At 76.7% G+C, this 23,060-nt stretch carries 18 protein-coding genes; 9 read left to right on the top strand and 9 right to left on the bottom strand.

What is annotated here, in order from left to right:
• Positions 1-54 precede the first annotated feature (54 nt).
• The 4 genes from IG69_RS0107000 to IG69_RS0106985 are packed head-to-tail and all read left to right on the top strand — an operon-like array spanning position 55 to position 7,656.
• Positions 55-3,204, top strand: a complete 3,150-nt coding sequence (locus IG69_RS0107000; protein WP_030527452.1) for an FtsX-like permease family protein — start codon at positions 55-57, stop codon at positions 3,202-3,204.
• Positions 3,201-6,050: a hypothetical protein gene (locus IG69_RS0106995; RefSeq protein WP_157577404.1), complete on the top strand. Its 2,850-nt coding sequence runs from the start codon at positions 3,201-3,203 to the stop codon at positions 6,048-6,050. The genes IG69_RS0107000 and IG69_RS0106995 overlap by 4 nt, the downstream gene beginning before the upstream one ends.
• Positions 6,047-6,976 (top strand): ABC transporter ATP-binding protein, encoded by a 930-nt coding sequence (locus IG69_RS0106990; RefSeq protein WP_036829493.1) that lies wholly within the window; start codon positions 6,047-6,049, stop codon positions 6,974-6,976. Before IG69_RS0106995 ends, IG69_RS0106990 begins: the two co-directional genes overlap by 4 nt.
• Complete coding sequence (locus IG69_RS0106985) at positions 6,973-7,656, top strand: ABC transporter ATP-binding protein (protein WP_030527449.1); 684 nt, start codon at positions 6,973-6,975, stop codon at positions 7,654-7,656. Before IG69_RS0106990 ends, IG69_RS0106985 begins: the two co-directional genes overlap by 4 nt.
• Positions 7,657-7,711: 55 nt before the next feature.
• Here the strand turns inward: IG69_RS0106985 and IG69_RS22075 are convergent, their stop codons facing one another.
• Both IG69_RS22075 and yczR read right to left on the bottom strand, forming a co-directional pair.
• Positions 7,712-8,662, bottom strand: a complete 951-nt coding sequence (locus tag IG69_RS22075) for an acyl-CoA thioesterase (RefSeq protein WP_030527448.1) — start codon at positions 8,660-8,662, stop codon at positions 7,712-7,714.
• A gap of 23 nt (positions 8,663-8,685) precedes the next feature.
• Positions 8,686-10,131, bottom strand: coding sequence for a MocR-like transcription factor YczR (gene yczR, locus IG69_RS0106975; protein WP_036829383.1), 1,446 nt, complete (start codon positions 10,129-10,131; stop codon positions 8,686-8,688).
• A gap of 62 nt (positions 10,132-10,193) precedes the next feature.
• Here yczR and yczE point away from each other — a divergent pair, with 62 nt between their 5' ends.
• Positions 10,194-10,886: a membrane protein YczE gene (gene yczE / locus IG69_RS0106970; protein ID WP_245616102.1), complete on the top strand. Its 693-nt coding sequence runs from the start codon at positions 10,194-10,196 to the stop codon at positions 10,884-10,886.
• On the opposite strand, the gene IG69_RS0106965 is transcribed toward yczE, so the two are convergent.
• Positions 10,843-11,316, bottom strand: coding sequence for a hypothetical protein (locus tag IG69_RS0106965; RefSeq protein ID WP_030527445.1), 474 nt, complete (start codon positions 11,314-11,316; stop codon positions 10,843-10,845). The genes yczE and IG69_RS0106965 overlap by 44 nt on opposite strands.
• Before the next feature lie 28 nt (positions 11,317-11,344).
• Positions 11,345-12,796 carry an MFS transporter gene (locus tag IG69_RS0106960; protein ID WP_030527444.1) on the bottom strand — a complete coding sequence of 484 codons (1,452 nt, stop codon included), beginning with the start codon at positions 12,794-12,796 and terminating at the stop codon, positions 11,345-11,347.
• Positions 12,797-12,913: 117 nt separating this feature from the next.
• Here IG69_RS0106960 and IG69_RS0106955 point away from each other — a divergent pair, with 117 nt between their 5' ends.
• Together IG69_RS0106955 and IG69_RS0106950 are read left to right on the top strand one after the other, a co-directional pair.
• Positions 12,914-13,531 carry a DJ-1/PfpI family protein gene (locus tag IG69_RS0106955; RefSeq protein WP_030527443.1) on the top strand — a complete coding sequence of 206 codons (618 nt, stop codon included), beginning with the start codon at positions 12,914-12,916 and terminating at the stop codon, positions 13,529-13,531.
• Entirely contained in the window at positions 13,528-13,995 is a 468-nt protein-coding gene (locus IG69_RS0106950) for a MarR family winged helix-turn-helix transcriptional regulator (protein WP_030527442.1), read from the top strand. The genes IG69_RS0106955 and IG69_RS0106950 overlap by 4 nt, the downstream gene beginning before the upstream one ends.
• 45 nt (positions 13,996-14,040) lie before the next feature.
• On the opposite strand, the gene IG69_RS0106945 is transcribed toward IG69_RS0106950, so the two are convergent.
• Positions 14,041-16,173 carry a RecQ family ATP-dependent DNA helicase gene (locus IG69_RS0106945; protein ID WP_030527441.1) on the bottom strand — a complete coding sequence of 711 codons (2,133 nt, stop codon included), beginning with the start codon at positions 16,171-16,173 and terminating at the stop codon, positions 14,041-14,043.
• Positions 16,174-16,521: 348 nt separating this feature from the next.
• Positions 16,522-17,877 carry a serine hydrolase domain-containing protein gene (locus IG69_RS0106940; protein WP_030527440.1) on the bottom strand — a complete coding sequence of 452 codons (1,356 nt, stop codon included), beginning with the start codon at positions 17,875-17,877 and terminating at the stop codon, positions 16,522-16,524.
• 51 nt (positions 17,878-17,928) lie between these two features.
• Between IG69_RS0106940 and IG69_RS0106935 the strand changes: the two genes are divergently transcribed.
• Positions 17,929-18,375 (top strand): acyl-CoA thioesterase, encoded by a 447-nt coding sequence (locus tag IG69_RS0106935; protein ID WP_030527439.1) that lies wholly within the window; start codon positions 17,929-17,931, stop codon positions 18,373-18,375.
• Positions 18,372-18,989 (top strand): DUF8185 domain-containing protein, encoded by a 618-nt coding sequence (locus tag IG69_RS22070; protein ID WP_030527438.1) that lies wholly within the window; start codon positions 18,372-18,374, stop codon positions 18,987-18,989. Before IG69_RS0106935 ends, IG69_RS22070 begins: the two co-directional genes overlap by 4 nt.
• Here IG69_RS22070 and IG69_RS0106925 read toward each other — a convergent pair.
• From IG69_RS0106925 to IG69_RS0106915, 3 genes are read right to left on the bottom strand one after another with little or no spacing between them, the layout of a single operon-like run.
• Positions 18,971-20,359, bottom strand: coding sequence for an MFS transporter (locus IG69_RS0106925; RefSeq protein WP_157577402.1), 1,389 nt, complete (start codon positions 20,357-20,359; stop codon positions 18,971-18,973). The two genes, IG69_RS22070 and IG69_RS0106925, sit on opposite strands and share 19 nt — an antisense overlap.
• Before the next feature lie 5 nt (positions 20,360-20,364).
• Positions 20,365-21,189, bottom strand: a complete 825-nt coding sequence (locus IG69_RS0106920) for a glycerophosphodiester phosphodiesterase family protein (RefSeq protein ID WP_036829379.1) — start codon at positions 21,187-21,189, stop codon at positions 20,365-20,367.
• A 2-nt stretch (positions 21,190-21,191) separates the two neighbouring features.
• Positions 21,192-22,997 (bottom strand): glycoside hydrolase family 13 protein, encoded by a 1,806-nt coding sequence (locus IG69_RS0106915; protein ID WP_030527436.1) that lies wholly within the window; start codon positions 22,995-22,997, stop codon positions 21,192-21,194.
• Positions 22,998-23,060 lie beyond the last annotated feature (63 nt).

Genomic DNA, 23,060 nt, shown 5'->3' with positions numbered 1-23,060 from the left:
CGCGGCTAAGGTGCCGCGGGGGCGGACGGTCCGCCCGCGGGAGGAGCGCTCGGCGTGGGTGGTGCACGGCTGCTCCGCCGCCGGCTGGGTGCCCACCCGGTGGCCGTCGCCGCCATCACGGTCTCCGTGCTCGCCTCCCTCGTCGTCGTCACGGCCCTGCAGCTGCTCTCGGCCCGGATCACCGACGCGGGCGTGCGCTCGGCGCTCGACGTCCCGCCCGTCGACCGGTCGGTCGTCGTCACCGGGTCGCTCCGCCCGGGGGAGCTCGGCGCGACGGACGCCGCGGTCCGTGCGGCGCTCGCGCCGCTGGCCGGCGCGACCGTCACCCGGGTCGGCACCGCGACCTCGCGGGGCATCGCCGGGCGCGGCTCGGGTGACCGGGCCGCCCTCGCCGACGTCGAGGGGCTCCGGCAGGTCGCCGAGCTGACCGCGGGACGCTGGCCGCAGCGGCCCGCCACGTCGTCGGCCGCCCCCCGGCGGGTCGAGGTCGTGCTGCCCGACGCGGCCGCCACGGCCCTGGCCGTCGCGCCCGGGGGGAGCCTGGACCTGACCGACCTCGTCGACCCGCAGGCCCCGCGCGTGACGGCCGAGGTGGTCGGCACCTTCCGGCCGCGCGACGCCGAGGACGGGCTGTGGAGCGACCTGCCGCTGGCGCTCGACGGCGTCGTGGCGTCCGACTTCACGTCCTACGGGCCCTTCGTCGTCGCCCCGGGCACCTTCGACGGCTCCCTCGTCGGCACCTCGACCGTCACGTGGCGGGCGGTGCCCGACCTCGGCGACGTGCGGGCCGGAGGGCTCGCCGGGGCCGGCGCCCGGGCCGACGACGTCCTGACCCGGCTGCGCGCCCTCACCGGGCTGCCGACCGTCGCGGGGGTGCAGGCGAGCGCCGGGCCGGCCACGGTCGCCCTGCGCAGCCCGCGGGTGGCGAGCGACCTGCCCGCGCTCGTCGACGGCGCCACGGTCGTCGGCGACCGCGTGCGCGTCTCGCTGCTCACCCCGGCCGTGCTCCTCGTGCTCCTCGGCAGCGTCGCCCTCGTCGGCGCCGCCGCCCTGCTCGCCACGCTGCGCGACGGCGAGACCCGGCTGCTGCGGGTCCGGGGGGCCTCGACCCGGCGGCTCGCCGGGCTGGCGCTGGGTGATGCCGTCGTCGTCGCCGTGGTCGGCGTCCTCGGGGCGGTGCTCGTCGCCCCCGTGGTCACGCGCGCGGTCTCGGGCAGCGGGGCGTGGTGGTCGGCGACGGTGCTGCGCGACGCCACCCTCTGGCGGGCCCTCGTGCCGCCGGCCCTCCTCGCGGTGGCCGTCACGGTGGCCACGACGCTCTGGGTCGGCCGCTCCCGCGAGGACGCGCGCAGCCGTCGGGCCGGCCTGCGGCTCGCCGCGGGGTCGGGCCTCGACGTCGTCCTCGTCGTGCTCGGCGCGCTGGCGGCCGTCCAGCTGCGCCGCTACGACGCGGTGGGCCAGCGCAGCGTCGACCCCGTGACGACGATCGCTCCGGCCCTCGTCGTCGCCGGGCTCTCCGTCCTGGCCCTGCGGCTGCTCCCGCTCCTCGCCCGGGTCGTCGCGCGGTGGGGCGCCCGGCGCCCGGGGCTCGACGCCGCGTGGGGCGGATGGCAGTTCGCCCGTCGCGCGGCCACCCAGGCTGGCACGCTCCTCCTCGTCCTGCTGGCCGTCGCGATGGGCACGATCGCTTTCGGGCACTCGGCGACCGTCGGCCGCGCCGTGGCGGACCAGTCGGCGTTCGACACGGGCGCACCGCTGCGGGTCGTCCAGCAGGTCGCGGGCCCCTCCGCGGGCGCGACCGGGGCGCTCGTCGACCGCGCCGCGGGGGACCCGGGGCGTGTCACCCCGGTCTGGCGCACGTCCCTCGACCTCGGCAGCGTCGAGGGCGTCACCGTGCTCGGGATGGACGCCCGCGCCGCGGCCCGGGTCCTCCGGCCCCGGCCGGACACGCTCGACGCGCCGTGGGCCGAGGTCACCGGTCGCCTCCTCGCCGGGCGTGACCTCGGGGACGGCCTCGCCCTCCCCGGCACCCCGCGCGAGGTCTCGGTCACGGCGAAGTTCGTCGCCACCGGCAGCTCGAGCGCCGTCGGCCCCGAGGGGTTCGCGGCGTCCCTCGCCGTGCGGGACGCGCGCGGCATCGTCACGTCCGTCCCCCTCGGCGCCGTGGGCCCTGAGCAGCGCACCCTCACCGCGGACCTGTCCCGTCTCGGTCTCGTCGCCCCCGTGAGCGTCGTGGGCCTGTCGGTCCCGCTGCCCGACTTCGTCTACTTCTTCGTGCCCGAGCCGACCTTCGAGCTCGTGCTCACCTCGCTGGCGGCGGACGGCACCGACGTGCCGCTGGGTCGGGTGCTGGCGCCGCACTCCGACCGTGCCGGGCTCTGGCTCGCCGCCGCGCCCGGCCGGACGAGCGCCGTCCCCGCCGTCGTGACGCGCGAGGTGGCGGACGCGCTGCGGACCGGCCGCGGCGGGCGGGTGACGCTGCCCCTCGGCCTGCGCGAGCTGCCGGTCGAGGTGGTCGCCGTCGTCGACTCGCTCCCGACCGCGCAGCGGCCGGGGCGGGGCGTCCTCCTCGACCTGCCGACCGTCGAGGCGGCCGCCGAGCGCGTCGGCGGTGGCTCGGACGTCCGCAGCCGGCTCGTGCTCGAGCCCCAGGAGTGGTGGGCCGCCCCGGCGGACCCAGTGCAGGCGGCGTCCGCCGTGCGCGCCGGGCTGCCCTACGGGACGAGCCTCGAGGTGGAGGACGAGCTGGCCGCACAGCGCCTGCGCGACCCCGTCAACGCGGGGATGCGCTCGGCGATGCTCCTCGTCACCCTCGCGTCGGTCCTCTTGGCCGGGGTCGGGTTCGCGGCGAGCACCGCGGCGCTCGGGCGGGCCCGGCGGCACGAGAACGCCGTCCTCCTCGCGCTCGGCTCACCGCCGGAGCGCATCCGGGCCGTGCTCGTCCTCGAGCGCGTCCTCGTCGTGGCCGTCACCGTCGTCGTGGGCCTCGTGCTGGGTGTCGTCGCGGCCGTCACCGTCGTGCCGCTGCTCGTCGGTGGCGACGGGCACCCGCAGGTGCCGCCGGTGCGCGTCGAGCTGCCGGCCGGCCTGCTCACGGGGTACGTGCTCCTGCTCGTCCTCGCCCTCTCGGCGGTGGGCGCCGCCGTGCTGCGCAGCACCAGCCGCGACCTCGCGGGTGAGCTGCGGTGGGGGGAGTCGCCGTGAGCGGCCGCACGGCACCGGGCCGGCACGTCACCACCCGGGGCGGCCGCGCCGAGGGGGTGGCGGCCCTCGGCGCCCGCGCGCTCGCGCTGCGGGCGCTGGCGACCTCGCGGGCCCCCGCCGTCGTCCTCGCGCTGCTGGCCGCACTGACGGCCGCCTACCTCGTCGCCACCCCCCGGGCCGTCTCGGTGGCCACGGACGACGCCGTGGGCGACACCGTGGCGGCCGCCCGGGCCCAAGCGCGCGAGGTGGGGGTGCGCGCTGCCGCAGCCCCCTCGTACGACGTCCCGTCCCCCTCGGAGACACCCGGTGACGGGCCGGCGGCGCCCTTCACCGCGGTCGACGAGGCCGTGCGCAGCGTCCTCGGACCCACGGTCGGGCGCCTGCTCGCCGACCCCACGTGGGCGGCGCAGAGCGGCTCGACCACGCTGACCCGCACCGACGGGACCACGCTGCGCCCCGACGGCTCGCGGGCCGTCGTCCGGGTGCAGAGCGGGCTCGACGCCCACGTCCGGTGGACCTCGGGTGCCGCCCCCGGCGCCCCGAGCGGTACGCGCTCCCTCGCGCCCGTCCTGCGCGGCCACGTGACGGCCGAGGTCCCGGTCGCGCTCGCCGACGCGACCGCCCGCTTCTGGGGTGTCCGCACCGGCGACCGGCTCGTCGTGCAACCCGGAGACCGGTTGCTGCCCCTCGCCGTCGTCGTCACCGGCACCTTCGACCCCGTCGACCCCACCGACGGCTTCTGGCAGGCCGAACCGCGGATGACCGGCCTCGCGCGGATCGCGACCCCGCAGGGCGGCGTCGTCACCGAGGGCGCCGTCGTCGCGGACGCCTCCTCCTACGGGGCGGTGTCCGACGGGATGGCCCGGCCCGTCCCCGGCGTGGTCCTCGCCGGCGACTCGACCGTGCTCGCGGCGTCGTGGCGCTACCCCCTCGACGCCGCCCGGCTGCGCGCCGCCGACGTCGCCCCGCTGCGTGACGCCCTCGTCCGCCTCGACACCGACTCCCGCCTCGACCGCCCGGGGCTCTCGCCCCTCGAGGTCTCGACCGGGCTCGCCTCCGTGCTCGACGACTACGAGGCCTCGGTCCGGGCGACCGACGTGATGACGACCTTCGCCACGGCGGGCCTCACCGCGCTGGCCGTGCTCGTCCTCGCGCTCACCGCGGTCGTCGCCGTGGCGCGGCGTGGACCCGAGGTCGCCCTCGTGCGGGCGCGTGGGGGGACCGTGGGCCAGGTGGTCGGACAGGTCGTCGCGGGCAGCGCCCTGCCCGCGCTCGTCGCCGCCGGGCTCGGGGCCGTCCTCGCGGTGCTCCTCGTCCCCGGGCGGCTCGGCATCGGCTCGTGGCTCGAGGTGGTCGCCGTCTCGCTCGTCCCCGTGCTCGCCGGGTCGGTGGCGGTCCTCCTGCGGGTCGGCGCCGTCGAGCGCGACGACTCGTCCGAGGAGTCGGTCCGCCGGCGACGGCTCGTGCGCGCGGCCCGGCGGGTGGTCGCCGAGCTCGCGGTCCTGGCCCTCGCGGTGGCCGCCGTCGCGACGGTCCGCCGTCGGGGCGCGGAGATCGCGGCGGGGACGACCGACTGGTGGGCCGCGCTCGCCCCCGACCTCGCCGCCGCGGTCGCCGCGCTCCTCGTCCTCCGCCTGCTGCCCGCCCCGCTGCGCGCGCTCGCCCGGTTCGCTTCACGCAGAGAGGGACTCGTGACGTTCGTCGGGCTCGCGCGGGCGGCGCGCACCGGGGCCAGTGCCACGGCGCCCGTCCTCGCGGTCGTCGTCGGCGCGGCGATGCTCGCCCTGCTGGCGTCGCTCACCCTCGCGGTGCAGGACCAGCGCGAGGTCTCCGCCCAGCGGCAGGTGGGGGCGGACGTGCGGGTCGACGCGGTCCGGGTCGGCGACGACGACGTGCGGGCGCTCGCCGCGCGTCCGGGGGTCCGGGGGGTCGTGGCGGCCTACGTCGCGGACGCCACCGTCTCGTCCGGGAGCCGGGCCACGCCGGTCGTCCTCGTGGCCACCGACCCGGGCGCCTACGCCGACCTCGTCGCCGGCACGCCGCTCGCCGTGCAGAGCCCGCCTGCAGCGTCCGGTCAGGGGCTCGTCGCCGTGGTGGGCCCCGGGGTCGACGCCGGCGACGGTGCGGAGGTGGTGGTGCGCGGCGAGCGGATCCCGTTGGGTCGCACCGTGGTCGATCCCGGCCTGGTGCGGCTCGAGGCCGGTCGTCAGGTCCCGGCGGTGCTCGTGCCGCTCGACCGGCTGACCGCCCTGGCGCCGGCGGCGACCCCGCAGACCGCCTTCGTCGCGGCCGACGCGTCCGCCGCACGAGCCTTGACCGCCCTGCGAGACCCCGGGGCGGCGACCCCGAGCGGCCGGGTCGGTTCCGTCGACTCGGTCCTCGCCGCGCAGGACCGCGTCGCCGACCGCGCGCTCTCCCGGCTCGTGGCGCTCACCTACTCCGTGGGTGCCGTCCTCGCAGGGGTCCTCACGCTGCTCGCCCTCGCGCTCCTCCTCGTCGCCACGCGTCCCGACCGCGCGGCCCTCGTCGTCCGGCTGCGGACGATGGGCCTGCCGCACGGGCTCGAGCGGCGCCTGGCCTGGACCGAGGTCCTCCCGGTCGTCGCCGTCGCGGCCCTGGCGGGGGCGGCCGCCGGCGCCCTCGCGCCCGCCCTCGTGGGTCCCGCGGTCGACCTCGCGCCGTTCACGGGCTCCGCGCCCTTCCCGCCGGTCGACCCCAGCCTCCCGGCCGCCGCGGGCGCCGCGCTGCTCGTCCTCGTCCTGGGGGCGCTCGCCCTCGTCCTCGACGCCGCGGCGGCCCGCCGCGGCCACCTCGCCGACCACCTGCGCACGGGAGACACGGCATGACCACGACCACCACGCCCCGCCGCCGCCGCGACTCCGGCCGCCCGGACGGCCCGGACATCCTCTGCGAGAACCTCGTCCGCATCTACCGGGCCGAGGGCATCGAGGTCGTCGCCCTGCAGGGCCTCGACCTGCGGGTGACCCGGGGCGAGCTCGTCGCCCTCGTCGGCGCGTCGGGGTCGGGCAAGTCGACCCTGCTCGGCATCCTCTCGGGGCTGGACCGGCCGAGTGCCGGCGTGGCCCGGGTCGCGGGGCACGACCTCGGGGCGATGCAGCGGCGCGAGCGGCTGGAGTACCGGCGGCGGACGGTCGGCTTCCTCTTCCAGCAGGCCGCCGCCAACCTGCTGCCCTACCTGAGCGCCGCCGAGAACGTCGAGCTGCCGATGATGCTCGCCGGCGTCCGGTCGGGGGAGCGCGCGCGCCGGGCCCGCGAGACCCTCGGCGTCCTCGGCATCCCCGAGTGCGCCGACCGGCGGCCCGGTGAGCTGTCGGGCGGCCAGCAGCAGCGGGTCGCGCTCGGGGTGGCCGTCGCCAACCGGCCGAGCGTCCTGCTCGCCGACGAGCCCACCGGCGAGCTCGACACCCGCAGCAGCGACGAGGTCTTCGAGGCCATCCGCCGCGCCAACACCGAGCTCGGGACGACCACCCTCGTCGTCACCCACGACGCGCACGTCAGCGAGCAGGTGTCTCGCACCGTCGGCATCCGCGACGGCCGCACGGCCACGGAGGTGCTGCGGCGCGACGCCGTCGGCGCGGACGGCGAGACCGGCCGGGTCGTCGAGGAGTTCGCGGTGCTCGACCGCGCCGGGCGCCTGCAGCTGCCCGCCGCATTCACCGGCGCCCTCGGGATGCGTGACCGCGTGCGGCTCGGGCTCGAGCCGGACCACATCGCGGTGCGACCGACCAGCGAGGACGAGGAGCAGGGATGACCGGGGAGCCGCTGCGGGTGCGCGAGGTGCACCGCACGTTCGGGTCGGGGGAGACGGCCGTCCACGCGCTGCGCGGGGTCTCGCTCGACGTCGCGCCGGGCGAGCTCGTCGCGCTGCGGGGCCGCTCGGGCTCGGGCAAGACGAGCCTGCTCAACGTCATCGGCGGGCTCGACCGGCCGGACGCCGGCACCGTGCACCTCGGCGACCTCGAGGTGACGACGATGACCGACGCCGACCTCCTCGCGCTGCGCCGCGGGCCCGTGTCGTACGTGTTCCAGTCCTTCGGCCTCGTGCCGGTGCTCACCGCCCGCGAGAACGTCGGCGTCCCCCTGCGGCTGCGCGCGGTCGACCCCGCCGAGCGCGAGCGCCGCGTCACCGAGGCGCTCGAGCACGTCGGCCTCGGCGGGCACACCGAGCACCGCCCGGACGAGCTGTCCGGCGGCCAGCAGCAGCGCGTCGGCCTCGCGCGGGCGCTCGTCGCCGAGCCCGGGCTGCTCCTCGCCGACGAGCCGACCGGTCAGCTCGACTCCGAGACCGGCCGCGACATCATGCGGCTCATCGCGCGCCTCGCGAAGGAGCGGACGATGACGACGCTGGTGACGACGCACGACCCCGCCCTGCTCGCCGTGGCCGACCGCGTGGTCGAGATCGCCGACGGCCACCTCGTCGACGCCGGCTGAGCGGGTGGAGGTGAAACCCGACCACGACAGGGTCGGACATCACCTCGACCCAGGGTCACTCGGGGACGCGGACCATCCCCTCCTGGGCGACGGTCGCGACGAGCGTGCCGTCCGCGGAGAACATCCGGCCGATGCCGAGGCCGCGGCCGCCCTGCGCCGACGGCGACTCCTGCGAGTAGAGCACCCACTCGTCGGCGCGTGCCGGACGGTGGAACCACATCGCGTGGTCGAGGCTGGCCATCTTCAGGCCCCGGGTCGTCCACGGCAGGCCGTGCCGGCGCAGGACCGGCTCGAGCAGGCTGTAGTCGGACGCGTAGGCGAGGACGGCGTCGTGGACGAGCGGGTCGTCGGGCAGGCGGCCGACCGCGCGCATCCACACGTGCTGCTCGGCGACCTGCTCGGCCGGCGGCCCGGCGAACAGGTTGCCCTCGACGTGGCGCAGCTCGATGGCGCGACGCGAGATGTGCTGTGCGCGAGGGTCGTCCAGCCCGGCGAAGAGCTCGGCGAGGGACGGGACCGATTCGGGGTCGGGCACCTGCGGGGCGGTGTCCTGGTGGTCCAGGCCGCCGTCGGGGGCCTGCCACGAGGTGCTCATCGAGAGGATGGGGTGCCCGTGCTGGACGGCGTGCACGCGCCGCGTCGAGAACGAGCGGCCGTCGCGCATCCGCTCGACGCTGAAGGTGATCGGCTGCGTGTCGTCGCCGGGGCGCATGAAGTAGGCGTGGAGCGAGTGCAGCCGCCGCGGCACGTCACCGACCCCGGCGACGGTGCGCCCGGACGCGACGACGCCCTGCGCGAGGACCTGGCCGCCGAACACGCGGCCGTGCGGCTGCTTCTGGCTCGAGCCGCGGAAGAGGGTGACGTCCTCGGCGAAGGTGTCGGGCAGCTCGACGCCGGGCGCCGCCGCGAGGCTGCGCGGCTGCACGCTCACCTGCGCCGAGCCGAGCTCCTCGAGGTCGAGGGTCTGGAGGAGGTCGACGAGCGGGTCCGGGTGCGGGTCGGTCACGGGGAAACGATAGCCAGCGCGCGTCAGGCGACGAGCGGGCGGCCGGGGCGCGCCCGCCCGGTGCGACCGCCCCGCACCCGCTCCGCGGCGCGGCCGAGGCGGACGGCCGCCTCGGCCATCGTCTCCGGCGGCAGCACGTGCGGCAGGCGCAGCCAGCGGTCGAGGCCTCCGTCGAGCGCGAAGCGCGGGCCGGCGGCGACGAGCAGGCCCTCGTCCTCGGCGGCGGCCGCCAGGCTGCTCGAGGGCAGGTCGGCCGGCAGCTCGCACCAGAGCGAGAGGCCGCCGCGCGGCACCCGGAAGGACGCCTCGGGAAGGTGCGCCCGCAGCCCCGCGGCCAGGGCGTCGCGCGCGGCGACGATCGCGTCGCGACGCTCGGTGGTGACACCGGGGGAGCGGCGCATCAGCTCGACGAGGACGAGCTGCTCGAGGACCGGGGCGCCGAGGTCGCTCGTGACCCGGGCCTCGACGAGCGACCGCAGCGCGCCGCGGGGGGCGCGGACCCATCCCGTGCGCAGGCCGCCCCAGTGCGACTTCGAGGAGCTGCCGATGCTCACCGCGGTCGGCGCGTGGGCCGCGAAGGGCAGCGGCATCGCCCCGCCCTCGAGGTCGATCTCGACGATCGTCTCGTCGACGACCGGCACCGTGCCGGCCGCGGCGAGGGCGCGACCCAGCCGGGCGCGGTCCTCGTCGGCGAGCAGGGCGCCGGTCGGGTTGTGGAAGTCCGGGATGAGGACGGCGGCCCGCGCCCCGGCCGTCGCGACCGCGCGCACCGCCTCGTCGACGTCCCAGCCGGTCGGGTCGACCGGCAGCCCGCGCAGCCGCGCGCCGGCGCCGCGCAGGGCGTCGAGGGTGTTCGGGTAGCTCGGGTCCTCGACGACGACGCGCTCGCCCGGCCGCAGGAGCGCGCGGACGACGACGGCGAGCCCGGCGACGGCCCCGGAGGTGACGAGCACGTCGTCGGGGCTCGTCGGCAGGCCGCGGGCGGTGTAGCGGTCGGCGACCGCCTCGCGCAGCTCGGGAACGCCGTAGGTGAGGTAGCCGGCGCCGCACAGGTAGGAGGGCAGGCGCTCGAGCGCCCGCTCGTAGGCCTCGAGCACCCCGGCGGGCGCGCGGGTGGCGGCGCAGGTGAGGTCGAGGACGTCGTCGGCGACGTCGGCCGGGAACAGGCCCCCGGTGCCACGTCGGCGGGCGCCGTCGGGGAGGGTCGCGACCGAGCCGGAGCCCTGCCGCGAGGTGAGGTAGCCGAGCTCGCGCAGCACGTCGTAGGCGCGCGTCACCGTCGTGCGGCTCACCCCGAGGTGGGTCGTGAGGTCGCGCTCGCTCGGCAGCCGGGTCCCGACGGCGATCCGGCCGTCGGCGACGGCGAGGCGCAGCCCGTCGGCGAGGCCGCGGTACGCGGGGCGGGTGGCCCCGAGGTCGCCGACGAGCCGGGCGGTGCGCGCGGCGCTGACGCTGGGGACGGTGCTCACGTGGCCACTGTCGCACGATTGGCCCTCGATTCACAGGCCAATCCCGCGGCAGGATGGGCGGCATGTCACCGCTCCAGCTGGCCCGCCGCGGGATGACCCGCCGGGTCCCCCTCGTCCCGATGACCCCGCTCGAGCAGCTGCGGGCCGGGCGGCTGCCGCACCGGCTCGCGCAGCTGTTCGTCGGGCTCGGGCTGTTCGGCGTGACGATGGGGCTGATGCTGCGCGCCGGACTCGGGGTCGAGCCGTGGGGCGTCCTCACGACGGGGCTCATTCGCTACGTGCCGATCACCTACGGCGAGATGGTCATCGCCACCTCGTTCGTCGTGCTCCTGCTCTGGCTGCCGCTGCGTCAGTGGCCGGGTGTCGGGACGGTGGCCAACGCGGTCGTCATCGGCCTCGCGACGGACGCCACGCTCGCCGTCGTCCCGCCGGTCGAGGGCCTCGGCTGGCGCGTCCTCGTCATGCTGCTCGGCGTCGTCGGCAACGGCGTGGCCGGCGCGATGTACATCGGCAGCCAGCTCGGGCCGGGGCCGCGCGACGGGCTGATGACCGGCCTGACCCGCCGCACCGGCCGCTCGGTGCGCCTCGTGCGGACCTCGCTCGAGGTGACCGTCGTCGTCCTCGGCTGGCTGCTCGGCGGGGTGGTGGGCCTCGGGACGCTCGTCTACGCGCTGCTCATCGGGCCGGTCGTCCAGCTCTTCCTGCCGTTGCTCACGCTGCGGGTCGACCCGCCGCCCACGCGCGGTACCCGCTGACGAGGGAGCGGGTGAAGGCGCCCGCGTCGTGCGGGCGCAGGGTGAGCGAACCGCCGGCGGCGAGCGGGACCTCGACCACGGCCCGCCGGCCGGGCGGCGCGTCCGGCAGGGTGGCCGTGCCGTCGGCGAGCTCCGCGAAGCCGAAGGTCACCTCGTCGACGACGAGCCGGTCCGCGCCGACCGCCAGGCCGGACGGCTGTGGCCAGTCGCCCCACGCGCCGTCGCCGAGGACGAGCCAGGCCGGGACGGCGGCGAGGGCGAGGACCGCGACGAGCCAGTCGAGCGGGCCGTCCGGGGTGACGTCGAGCCCGCCGTCGCGGCTGCGCAGCAGCGCTCCGGCGGCGAGGACGGACAGGGCGAGGACGAACACGAGCACCGTCAGCGACCGGCGCGCGTGCTCCTCGACGTAGGTGTAGGCGGGGTGGGCCATGGCCCCATCCTCACCCGGGGACGACAGGTCAGCCGACCCGGGCGTCGGGCTCGCGCCGCCAGGACCAGACGGCCGCCGCCCAGGCCGTGAGCAGCAGGACGACAGAGGCGCCGAGCGCCCAGCGCAGCGCGGTACCGGGGTCCTCGGTGCGGCCCACCGCGACCTGGTAGGTCGTCATGAGCACGGCCGCGCCGATGGCGGCACCGATCCGCTGGCCGGTCTGGAGGGCCCCACCCGCGGCACCACCCATCGACGGCGGGACCTCGGCGAGCGAGAGCGTGATGTTCGGCGAGACGACGGCGCCTCCGCCGAGGCCGGCGACGAGCAGGGGGAGGGCGAGCAGCCACCACGGCAGGTCGCGGTCGGCCGCCGGGACGACGGCCGCGAGGGCGACGAGGCCGACCACCATCACGGTGAGCGCGACGACCGTCAGCGGGCGGCCGACGCGGCTGACCGCCCGGCCGGCCAACGGGCTCGCGACGGCCGACCCGACGGCGAAGGGCGTGAGGAGGAGCCCGGCGTGCAGCGGCGTGAACCCGAGCCCGTCCTGAAGGAACACGCTGAGCACGAGGAAGATCCCCGTGAACCCGGTGAAGTAGAGGCTGCCGATGACGATGCCGCTGGCGTACCCGGGCGTCTCGCGCAGCAGGCCGAGGTCGAGCAGCGGCGCGCCGCCGTCGCGCACGACGCGCCGCTCGTGGCGGACGAAGGCGGCGCCGGCCAGCGGCACGAGGGCGAGGAGCAGGAGCGGCCAGCGGCTGCCGGACTCGAGGCTGACGATCGGGTAGAGGAGCGCGAGGACCGTCACCCCGAGGAGCGCCGCGCCGGGGAGGTCGAGGTGGGTGTCACCGGTCGTGTCGTCGGTGCGGCCGGGGACGAGCCGGGCGATGCCCAGGAGGAGCACGAGGCCGATCGGCACGTTGACGAGGAAGATCCAGCGCCAGCCGCTCTCCTCGCCGAACGCGGCGATGAGCAGCCCGCCCAGCACCGGCCCGACGGCCGACGACACCGAGACGGTGAACCCGAACAGCCCGAAGGCGGTCCCGCGCTCGCGCCCCTGGAACAGCGACTGGATGAGCCCCGAGCTCTGCGGCGTGAGGATGCCGGCGGCGAACCCCTGGACGAGGCGCGCCGCGACGAGGACGCCGATGTTCGGCGCGAACCCCGCGGCCGCGCTCGCGACGACGAAGCCGCCGAGGCCGAGCAGCATGATCGCCCGGCGGCCGTGCGCGTCACCGAGGCGCCCGCCGATGACGAGCATCAGCCCGAGGGCGAGGGCGTAGCCGGACACGACCCACTGGACGCTGCCCGCCGAGGTGTCGAGCCCGGTCCGGATGGAGGGGATGGCGACGTTCACGATCGTCACGTCGAGCAGCACCATGAACCCGACGACGAGGGTGACGCCGAGGATGCGCCAGCGCCGGGGGTCGGGCGCGTCGTCGCGGGTGGTCTCGGCGCGTTCCTCGGTCTCCTGGCTCACCGCTCCACGCTAGGGGCCGTCGGGGCCGGTGACGCCGTCGGGTGCGCGGCGAGCGGATGGAGCGCGAAGGTCACGGAAGGTATTGACAACAGGCTGTCAAAAATGCAGGATGCTGTCATGACTTCCACCACCGTCCACCTCGCCGTCCTCGACACCATGGCCGACTGGGAGGTCGGCCACCTCGCCGCGCACCTGCGACACCTCGGCGGGCAGAGCCCCGTCGGCGGCTTCACCCTCGCGACCGTCGCCGCCCGGCCGGGCCCGGTGCGCACGATGGGCGGCCTCACGGTGCTGCCCGACCTCGTGCTCGCCGACCTCGACCCCGCCGACTCCGCGATGCTCGTCCTGCCCGGGGGCCGGACCTGGACGGATCCCGAGGTCGCCGGCCCGTTCGTCGACGCGGCCCGCGCGCACCTCGCGGCCCGGGTGCCCGTCGCGGCCGTCTGCGGCGCCACGTGGGCGCTCGCCGCGGCGGGGCTGCTCGACGACGTGCGCCACACGAGCAACGACCCCGGTTTCCTGGCCTCCAGCGGGTACGCCGGCGGCGAGCGCTACGTGCACGAGCCCGCGGTCGTCGACGGCGACGTCGTCACGGCGACGGGCATCGACCCGGTGCACTTCGCGATGGCGGTCTTCCGGCGGCTCGGGGCCCACCCCGCGGAGCGGATCGACTCCTACGGGCGGCTGTACGCCGACCACGACCCGGCGGGGTACTTCGAGCTGGAGAGCGCGTGAGCGGCCGGCGCGCGGAGCCGACCCCCGAGCAGACCCTGCTGGCCGACAGCGCGCTCGCGGTCTTCCGGCTCAACGGCCAGTTCCTCGCCCTCGCCGAGGAGCTGGCCCGGCCGGCCGGCCTCACGGCGGCGTGGTGGCAGGTGCTCGGCGCCGTCCTGCCGACACCCCTGCCGGTCAGCGGGATCGCGCGCGAGATGGGCCTGACCCGGCAGAGCGTCCAGCGCATCGCCGACCTGCTCGTCGAGCGTGGCTTCGCCGCCTACCGCGACAACCCGGCGCACCGCCGGGCCAAGCTCGTCGAGGTGATCCCGGCGGGCCTGGCGGCCGTCCGCGACATCGCGCCCCAGCAGCGCGCCGCGGCCCGGCGGCTCGTCGACGAGCTGGGGGAGCGGCGCGCACGGGAGGTGCGGGATGCGCTCCAGGAGCTCGTGGCCGCGATGGAACGCCTCGGCGACGGGGTGTGACCGACGCGGGGTCCGGGCATCGGGGGGACCCGTGCGGGTGGCGCCTCAGCCGTCGATGGCGAGGACGAGCGGCAGCACCGCCGGAGCCCCGGCCTGCCGCAGCGCCCGCCCGGCGACGGTGAGGCTCCAGCGCGAGGAGACGACGTCGTCGACGAGGAGCACCGGCCCCGGGCAGTCGGCCAGCTGCGCCGCGAGGTCCGGGCCGACGACGAGGCGGTCCCAGACGCCGGCCAAGCGGTAGGCGCTGTTGCCACCCATCTCGCCGGTCGGCCCACCGTGGGCGAGGTCGAGGGTGCCGAGGTCGCGCAGGCGCCCCATCTGCGCCAGCCCGGCCGCGAGCGACCGGACGAGCTGCGGGTGCGAGCGCGAGGGCATCGCGACCACGGCCACCGGGCGCTGTGCCCAGCCCCACTCGGCGAGGACCGGGACGCAGGCCCGCAGGAGCTCGGGGGAGGCGGGGGCGTCCTCGCGGAGCACCTCGCGCAGCCGCTGCCCCCATCCGAGGTCGGACAGGCGGGCGAGCGCGCGGCCGGGCTCGAGCTGCTCGTCGGCGGCGATCCGGCCCTTGACCGGCACGCCGAGACGGTCCATCCCCGAGGGCCACTGGGCGCGCGGGTCGATGACGGTGCCGACCTTCCGGAGGCGCTCGCGGGCGGCACCGACGACGGTGTCGGGGACGTCGGTCGGGTACCAGGGCCCGGCGCAGCCGTCGCAGCGGCCGCAGGGGACGGCGCTGTCGTCGTCGAGGCACTCCTGGAGGAAGGCCATCCGGCACGCGTCGGTGCGCTCGTAGTCGGCCATCAGCTGCTGTTCGTCCTGCCGGGCCGCGGCGACCCGGTCGTAGCGCTCAGCGTCGTAGGTCCACGGGACGCCCGTCGAGGCCCAGCCACCGGAGACGCGCTGCACGGCGCCGTCGACGTCGAGGACCTTGAGCAGCAGCTCGAGGCGGGTGCGGCGGACGTCGACGATCGTCTCGAGGGCGGCGGTCGACAGGGGGCGTCCCGCCTCGGCGAGCGCGGTGAGCACGGCGGCGGCCTGCTCCTCGCGCGGCATCGAGACGCTCGCGAAGTAGCGCCAGATGTCGCGGTCCTCGGGGCCGGGCAGGAGGAGGACGTCGGCGCGGTCGGTGGCGCGCCCGGCGCGACCGACCTGCTGGTAGTAGGCGACCGGGCTGCTCGGCGCGCCGAGGTGCACGACGAAGCCGAGGTCGGGCTTGTCGAAGCCCATCCCCAGCGCGGAGGTGGCGACGAGGGCCTTGACCTCGTTGTGCCGCAACGCCTCCTCGAGGCGCTCGCGGTCGGCCGGGTCGGTGCGGCCGGTGTACGGCGCGACGGCGTGACCGGCCTCGCGCAGGGACGCCGCGACGTCCTCGGCCGCCGAGACGGTCAGCGCGTAGACGATGCCCGAGCCGGGCAGCTCGCCGAGGTGTGCCAGCAGCCAGCCGAGCCGCTGCTCGGGCGACATCGAGCGCAGCACCCCGAGGCGCAGCGAGTCGCGGGCCAGGCCGCCGCGCACCGTGAGCACCGGCCGGCCGCCGGTGGACAGCTGCTCCTCGACGTCGTGGACGACACGGGCGTTGGCCGTCGCGGTCGTCGCGAGCACCGGGACGTCGGCGGGCAGGCCGTCGAGGAGGTCCCGGATGCGCCGGTAGTCGGGGCGGAAGTCGTGCCCCCAGTCGCTGACGCAGTGCGCCTCGTCGACGACGAGCAGGCCGCAGCGCCGGGCGAGGTCGCGCAGCTGCTCGTCGCGGAAGCGTGGGTTGTTGAGGCGCTCGGGGCTGACGAGGAGGACGTCGACGGCGTCCTCGGCGAGAGCGGCGCGCACCTCGTCCCAGTCCTGCGCGTTCGCCGAGTTCATCGTCACGGCGCGGATGCCGGCGCGGCCGGCGGCGGCGATCTGGTCGCGCATCAGCGCGAGCAGCGGGCTGATGATGACCGTCGGCCCGGCACCCTCGGCCCGGCGCAGCGCCGTGGCGACGAAGTAGACGGCCGACTTGCCCCATCCGGTGCGCTGGACGACGAGGACGCGCGAGCGGTGCTCGACGAGCGCCGAGACGGCCTCGAGCTGGCCGTCGCGGAAGTCGACGTCGTCGCGGCCGACGAGCGGCCGCAGCGCCGTGCGGGCGCGGTCGGCGACCTCGGGGGACGGGGGAGCGAGGACCTGGGCCGGTGTCGTCATGGTCCGCCCACCGTACGCACCCCGGCCGACACCGGGTCGCCCGCCGTCCACAGGCCGGCGTGCGAATGACGGCGCACCGGGACGACCCGGCCTCGCTGGGGAAGGGTGCGCTTCGCGGGGGTACCGAACTCGGGTGGAGCGCGGCCGTATCGGGTCACCCGATACGCGTGGGGCGAGTGGGGATCGGCGGGGCGGCGGCGCTCGTGCGGGCGGGCTTGACCCGGGAAGTGTGCGCTTCGCGGGGGTACCGAACTCGGGTGGAGCGCGCCCGTATCGGGTCACCCGATACGCGTGGGGCGGGAGGGGCGTCGTGAGGGCGGAGGGCTCGGGGCGCGGCGAGGGCGGGGGTCAGTGCCAGCCGCGGTCGTCGACGCCGCCGGGCACGTCGCTGTCGGGCGCGTAGGGGGTGCGCGAGAAGCGGAACGACGCGAGGTCGAGGTGCGAGACGGTGCCGTCCGCGCGGCGCACGACCCGCAGCGGCTCACCGGTGTGGTACCCGTCGAGCCCGACCCAGGCGTCGGCCCCGACCGGCGCGAAGCGTGACCCGCGGCCCTGCCCGGGCTCGCCGAGGACGAGGTGCTCGCCGACGACCTTCGCCGTCGTCGTCGACGCGCCCCAGTGCCACGTCCCGACGAGCTCGAGCAGCGCCGGGTCCCCGTCGGCCGACCAGGGCTCGACGGCCGGCGGCTCCTCGGTGCGCAGGACCTCGAGCAGGTCGTCCCCGAGGCCCTTGAGCGCCGGGGACGCGGTGGTGTTGGTCAGCGTGACGACGCCGTCGCCGCCGTCGAGCCGCACCCTCAGCCCAGCGAGGAAGCCCGGCATCGAGCCACCGTGGCCGGCGTACCGGACGCCGTCGACGTTCCAGACCTGCCAGCCGAGCCCGTGCGCGCCGGTCCACGGCTGCCCCGGCTCGTCGACGACGTGGTGCGGCTCGCACATCTCGGCGAGGGTGTCGGCGGAGAGCAGACCCGCCGTGTCGCCGCCGAGGAACGTGGCCCAGCGGGCGAGGTCCTCGACCGTCGTCCACAGCTGGCCGGCGGGAGCCATCGCCCCGCCGTCGTGCTCCGGCTCGCGCAGGAGGACGTCGGCGAAGGGGTGGACGGCCAGCCCCTGCGCGGCGCGCCCGTCCGGCCGGGTCGTCGTCCGGGTCATCCCGAGCGGCTCGAGGAGCTCGGCGCGCACGACCTCGGCCCAGCCGGTGCCGTGGGCCACCTCGAGCAGGCGGCCGAGCGCGCCGTAGCCGACGTTGGAGTAGTGGAAGCGACGGCCGGCCCGGAAGCGCTGCCCGGCACCGGCACCCACGAGGTGGTCCCAGTCGCCCCCGGGCGTCCGCTCCCACCAGGGGCCGTCGGTCTCCGCCTGGGTGCCGGCCGCGTGCGTCAGCAGCTGCTCGACGGTGACCCCGCCGAGGGCCGAGCCGGGCACGTGCTGCTCGAAGCGGTCGGTGAGGTCCAGGCGCCCCGCGTCGCGCAGCCGCAGCACGCAGACGGCGACGAAGGTCTTGGTGATCGAGCCCATCCGGTACTGCGTGTCGGCGTCGGCCGGCTCGCCGTCCGCCCGGCCGTCGAGCGTGCCGACGGCACCGCTCCACGCGAGCCCTCCGTCGCGGACCAGCCCGGCCGCGACCGAGGGCAGCCGTCCCTCGCGCTGGGCGGTCGCGAGGCGGTGGTCGAGCAGGGCGGCGGTGCGGGGGAGGACGGTCACCCGGCCACCCTAGGACCGCGCTCCCGGGCGGTGGCTGCGAGGATGGCCCGCATGGCCGACCGCTACGTCGTCGAGGTCCCGCTGCGCTGGTCCGACATGGACGCCTACGGGCACGTCAACAACGTCCAGTACCTCCGCCTGCTCGAGGACGCCCGCGTCATCGGCTTCCGCGAGTGGTTCCCGGACCGGCCGACGCTGCTCGACGAGGGGATCGTCGTCTCCCGGCACGCCATCGAGTACCGCGCCCCGCTGACCTACCGGCCCGAGCCCGTCGAGGTCGACATGTGGGTGACCCGCGTCCACGGCGCCGGGTTCGACCTCGGGTACGTCGTGCGCGACCCCGCGTCGGTCGGCGAGGCCGTCTACGCCGTCGCCGAGACCGGTCTCGTCCTCTACGACTTCGCGACCGCCCGCCCGCGCCGGCTCGAGGCCGCGGCCCGCGAGGCACTCGCCGGGCACGTCGGCGAGCCGGTGGCCTTCCGGTGGGGTGGCCGATGAGCGACGTGCTCCACCTCGTCGACGTCGCCGCGCTCGGCGACCTCGGGCGCTTCGCCGGCCGGGCGCGCTCGCTCGACGAGCAGGGCGCCATGCGGCTGCAGGCCTCCGGCGACGTCCTCGCCGCGTGGGTCGGCGTGCTGCCGGGCAGCGGCATCCTCTCCGAGGGCGCCGTGCTCGGGCTGCGGACCTTCGCCCTCGCCGAGCCCGCCACGTGCGACGCCGTCGTCCCGCTCGGGGCGGTGACCGACCGGACCTCGAGGCCCGGCCGCGACGCGACCTTCCCGCTGCCCCCGACGCGGGCGCTCGCCGCCTGGTCGGCCGTCACCCCGCCGCGCTCCGGCTGGGAGCCCGCCGGCGAGCTGCCGGCCGACACCCTCGCCGAGGCCGCCCGCAGCGGTCTCGTCGAGGTCGGAGCGGCCGTCCGCGAGCGCGGGGCGGCCGCCGGCTTCGTGCGCGACCGCGTGTGGGGGCGTGACGTCGAGGGCGTGCGCGCGGGCGGTGCCTTCGCCGCGTTCTCGCTCGGCTTCCTCGCGCCCGGGTCGAGCGTGCTCGTGCTGCGCGCGAACCGGTGGACCCGGCTCAGCTGCGCCGGCGGTCACGTCCTGATGCGCTGACCCGTCGGGTAGACCACCGCGGCGACGACCGCCAGCCCGAGGAAGATCGCCCCGAAGAGCGCGTTGTCCTCGCCGGGGTCGTGCGCCGCGGCGAACGCGGCGGTCGCGCCCGCGATGCCGAGCACGCTGCCGAGGACGTCGGACAGCTGGATGGACGACGAGGTCTCGCCGTGCGCCTCGACCGGGCTCAGCTCGAGCGCGAGGATGGTCGTCGTCGTGACGCCGGTGCCCATCGCGAAGCCGGCGAGCAGCAGCGCGAAGACGCTGAGCCACGCCGGCAGGTTGACCCAGGCGACGAGCGAGAGCCAGCCGAGCCCGACGGCGAGCACGAGCCCTCCCACCTCGATGAGCCGGTGGCGCGGCAGGTGCAGCGCGTCGTGGCCCTGGTAGAGCGCGCCGAGCGCCCAGCCGACGGCGCCCACCGCGAGGGCGAGCCCGGCCACCTGGAGGCTGGCGCCGCGTTGGCCGGCGAGGAAGAGCGGGACGTAGGTGATGCCGCCGTAGAAGGCGGCGCAGAGCAGCGCCCGCGCGAGGACGACGCTCGGGACGCCGTGGCGCATGACGAAGGTGCCGGTCGGCAGCAGGCGCGGCGCGACGACGACGACGCCGACGAGCCCGACGACGGCGACCACCGTCTTCCACGACCACGTGATGACGAGCTCGTGCGTGCCGACCTGGAGCGCGCCGGCGGCCAGGGCGACGGCGAGGCCGGCCCAGGCGGTGCGGACGTGCGTGCCGTGGTCGCGGTTGGACACCGCCTCCTGGAGCCGGCTGACGTCGACGCGGCGCTGGGCGCGCCACAGCGAGATCCCCGTGACGATGACGGGGGCGACGACGATCCAGAACACCCAGCGCCACGAGATGTTCTCGGTCAGCCAGGCCGACAGCGGCGGCCCGGCGAGCGAGGGGACGACCCACGCGGCGGAGATGTACGTGAACAGGCGCGGACGGATCGCCTCGGGATAGATCCGGCCGGCGATGACGTAGAGCATGACGACGAGCAGGCCGCCGCCGAGGCCGGTCAGCGCGCGGCCGACGAGGAAGACGTCGAGGCGGGTCGCGCAGCCGCAGGTCGCGGCGCCGACGGCGAGCAGCGCCTGACCGACGAACGTGCCGGGCAGCGGACCGGACCGGTCGGTCCAGACGCCGGCGAGGACGATGCCGAGGAGCTGCGCGGTGAGCATCACCGAGAAGGCGAAGCCGTAGGAGCGCACGGCGTTCAGCTCGCGGGCGACGTCGGGCATCGCGGTCGAGACGGCCATCGACTCGAACGCGACGATCGTCACGAGGGCGAGGACGGCGAGGGTGACCTCGAGGTAGGACCGACTGAGCGGCCCACCCGTGGTCGTGCCGCTCCCCGTCGTGCGCATCGTCGTCACAGTAGCCCCCCGGCCTGCGGCAGGAGGGGGGAACCCCGCTGCGCCAGCACATCGGCGAGCACGTCGATCCGATCGGCCACGAGGCCGTCGACCCCGAGGTCGAGCAGGCGGTGGAACTCGGCGGCGTCCTCGCGACGGCCGTCGTGGAACCAGACGTGCACCTGCTTGCCGAGGTCGTGCGCCCGCCGGACGAGCCCGGGCGTCACGAGGACGAGGCTCCGGCCGGCGACGTGGTGCACGGCCGGGATCTGCAGGACCGGCGCCGGCGTGTGCAGCATCCGGGCGAGCAGGGCCGGGGAGAAGCGCAGCGCGGCGGTGCCGACCTGGCCGGCGGCGGTGGCGACGCGGGGGCCGAGGGCGCGGCGCAGCGCCCGGATGCGGCGCGGCGAGAACGACCCGAGGCAGACCCGGTCGAGGGCGTCGTGCTCGCGCAGGACGGCGACGGTCGGCTCGAGCGCCGCGTCGGCCTTGACGTCGATGTTGAAGCGGGTGGTCGGGAACGCCTCGAGGAGGTCGCCCAGCAGCGGGACGGGCTCCGTGCCGCCGACGCGCGCCACGCAGACCTCGTCCCAGGTCAGGTCCGCGACGGCGCCGCGGGCGTCCGTCACGCGGTCGAGGACGGTGTCGTGGAACGCGACGACCTGCCCGTCGCGGGTGGCGTGCACGTCGGTCTCGAGGTAGCGGTACCCGAGGGCGACGGCGCGGGCGAACGCGGCCCGGGTGTTCTCGAGCCCGACGTTGGCGGGCAGGAGCGAGCCCCCGCGGTGGGCCAGCGCCAGGGGCGTCGGGTCCGAGAGATAGGCGTGGTCGGCGGCCCGCACGGTCAGCGAGCGGTGGGGCGCAGCCAGACGGTCGTGTCGGCCGGGAGCGACCCCGGGTGCTCGAGCGGACCGGAGGCGACGAGGACCTCGCCGTCCGGCAGGGGGACCGGCGCCTCGCCGGTGTTCGTCACGACCAGCACGGCGTCGGCGCCCTCGCCGGAGCGGTAGGCCACGACGTCGCCGTCGGTCAGGTCGTCCCAGGTGAGGGCGTTGCCGCCGAGGCCGAGCTCGCGGCGCAGGTGCAGGAGGGTCCGGTAGAGCTCGAGGGTCGAGCCCTCGACGCCCTCCTGCCGGTCCACCGCCAGCGCGGCGTAGGCCTCGGGCTGGGGGAGCCACGGGTGGTCACCCGGGCCGAAGCCGAGGCTCGGGCCGTCGGCGGTCCACGGCATCGGGACGCGGCATCCGTCGCGGCCGACAACCTCGCCCTTGGTGTGGTGGAAGGTCGGGTCCTGGCGCACGTCGTGGGGCATCGTCGTGTGCTCGGGCAGGCCGAGCTCCTCGCCCTGGTAGAGGTACGCGCCGCCGGGCAGGCCGAGCATCAGCGCGGTCGCGGCGCGGGCGCGACGCAGGCCCAGCTCGGCGTCGGGCTGGGGGTCGTCGGCGGCGATGCCGTTGGGCCGCGGGCCGTCCTGGGGCAGGCCGAGGCGCGAGGCGTGGCGGACGACGTCGTGGTTGGAGAGGACCCACGTCGTGGGGGCGCCGACGGCGTCGTTGGAGCGCAGGGAGGACTCGATGACGGCCGCGAGCTCGCCTGCGTGCCACGGCGTCTCAAGGAAGTCGAAGTTGAACGCCTGGTGCATCTCGTCGGGGCGGACGTAGAGGGCGAGGCGCTCCTCGGGCTTGACCCACGCCTCGGCGCAGAGGATGCGGTCGGGCTCGCCGTAGGAGTCGAGGACCGTGCGCCAGGAACGGTAGATCTCGTGGACGCCGTCCTGGTCCCACATCGGGGCGCGGCCGGTGCCGGTGTGGTCGAGCACGGGGCCGTCGGCGTCGGGGACGGCGTCGGCATCGGCGCCGTCCTGCGGGCCGTCCTCGGTGAGGACCTCGTCGTAGAGGCCGACCGCGCCGTGCCAGTCGGGAAGGCCCTCCTCCTTGACCAGGCCGTGGGCGACGTCGACGCGGAAGCCGTCGACGCCCCGGTCGCACCAGAAGCGCAGGATCGACTCGAGCTCCTCGCGGACCTCGGGGTTCTGCCAGTTCAGGTCGGGCTGCGTCACGTCGAAGATGTGCAGGTACCACTGGCCGGGGGTGCCGTCGGCCTCGGTGACGCGGGTCCAGCCCTTTCCGCCGAACACGCTGGGCCAGTTGTTCGGCGGCTCGTCGCCGTTCGGGCCGCGGCCGTCGCGGAAGACGTAGCGGTCGCGCTCGGGGCTGCCGGGGCCGGCGGCGAGGGCTGCGCGGAACCAGGCGTGCTCGCTGCTCGTGTGGTTGGGGACGAGGTCGACGAGGACCTTGAGCCCGAGGTCGTGGGCGGTGGCGAGGAGGCGGTCGGCGTCCTCGAGGGAGCCGAAGAGCGGGTCGATGTCGCGGTAGTCGGCGACGTCGTAGCCCGCGTCGTTCATCGGCGAGACGTAGAAGGGGCTGAGCCACACGGCGTCGACGCCGAGGTCGCGCAGGTGGGGCAGGCGCGCGGTGATGCCGGGGAGGTCGCCGATGCCGTCGCCGTCGGCGTCGGCCCAGCTGCGCGGGTAGACCTGGTAGATGACGGCGTCGTGCCACCACGGGGCGCCGGGGGCGTCGGCCGGGTGGACCGTCGTGCCGGGGGCGGTCAGGGGGCTGCGGGAGGTCTGCGCGCTCACCGTGCCCATGCTCGCAAACAGCGGCGGCCGGCGCGAAACGAGGTCGGCGTGTCTCGCAGGGCGGGCCGGGTG

The sequence above is a fragment of the Phycicoccus jejuensis genome, assembly GCF_000720925.1.
GTDB lineage: Bacteria > Actinomycetota > Actinomycetes > Actinomycetales > Dermatophilaceae > Phycicoccus > Phycicoccus jejuensis.
The sequence above is the reverse complement of the archived record's forward strand: the minus strand, read 5'-3'. Positions and strand labels throughout refer to the sequence as shown.

Excerpts from the sequence above, each read along its gene's own strand:
- IG69_RS0106990 (WP_036829493.1), top strand. The coding sequence starts at position 6,047 with ATGACCACGACCACCACGCCCCGCCGCCGCCGCGACTCCGGCCGCCCG.
- IG69_RS0106985 (WP_030527449.1), top strand. The coding sequence starts at position 6,973 with ATGACCGGGGAGCCGCTGCGGGTGCGCGAGGTGCACCGCACGTTCGGG.
- yczE (WP_245616102.1), top strand. The coding sequence starts at position 10,194 with ATGTCACCGCTCCAGCTGGCCCGCCGCGGGATGACCCGCCGGGTCCCC.
- IG69_RS0106965 (WP_030527445.1), bottom strand. The coding sequence starts at position 11,316 with ATGGCCCACCCCGCCTACACCTACGTCGAGGAGCACGCGCGCCGGTCG.
- IG69_RS0106955 (WP_030527443.1), top strand. The coding sequence starts at position 12,914 with ATGACTTCCACCACCGTCCACCTCGCCGTCCTCGACACCATGGCCGAC.
- IG69_RS0106945 (WP_030527441.1), bottom strand. The coding sequence starts at position 16,173 with ATGACGACACCGGCCCAGGTCCTCGCTCCCCCGTCCCCCGAGGTCGCC.
- IG69_RS0106935 (WP_030527439.1), top strand. The coding sequence starts at position 17,929 with ATGGCCGACCGCTACGTCGTCGAGGTCCCGCTGCGCTGGTCCGACATG.
- IG69_RS22070 (WP_030527438.1), top strand. The coding sequence starts at position 18,372 with ATGAGCGACGTGCTCCACCTCGTCGACGTCGCCGCGCTCGGCGACCTC.
- IG69_RS0106925 (WP_157577402.1), bottom strand. The coding sequence starts at position 20,359 with ATGCGCACGACGGGGAGCGGCACGACCACGGGTGGGCCGCTCAGTCGG.
- IG69_RS0106915 (WP_030527436.1), bottom strand. The coding sequence starts at position 22,997 with ATGGGCACGGTGAGCGCGCAGACCTCCCGCAGCCCCCTGACCGCCCCC.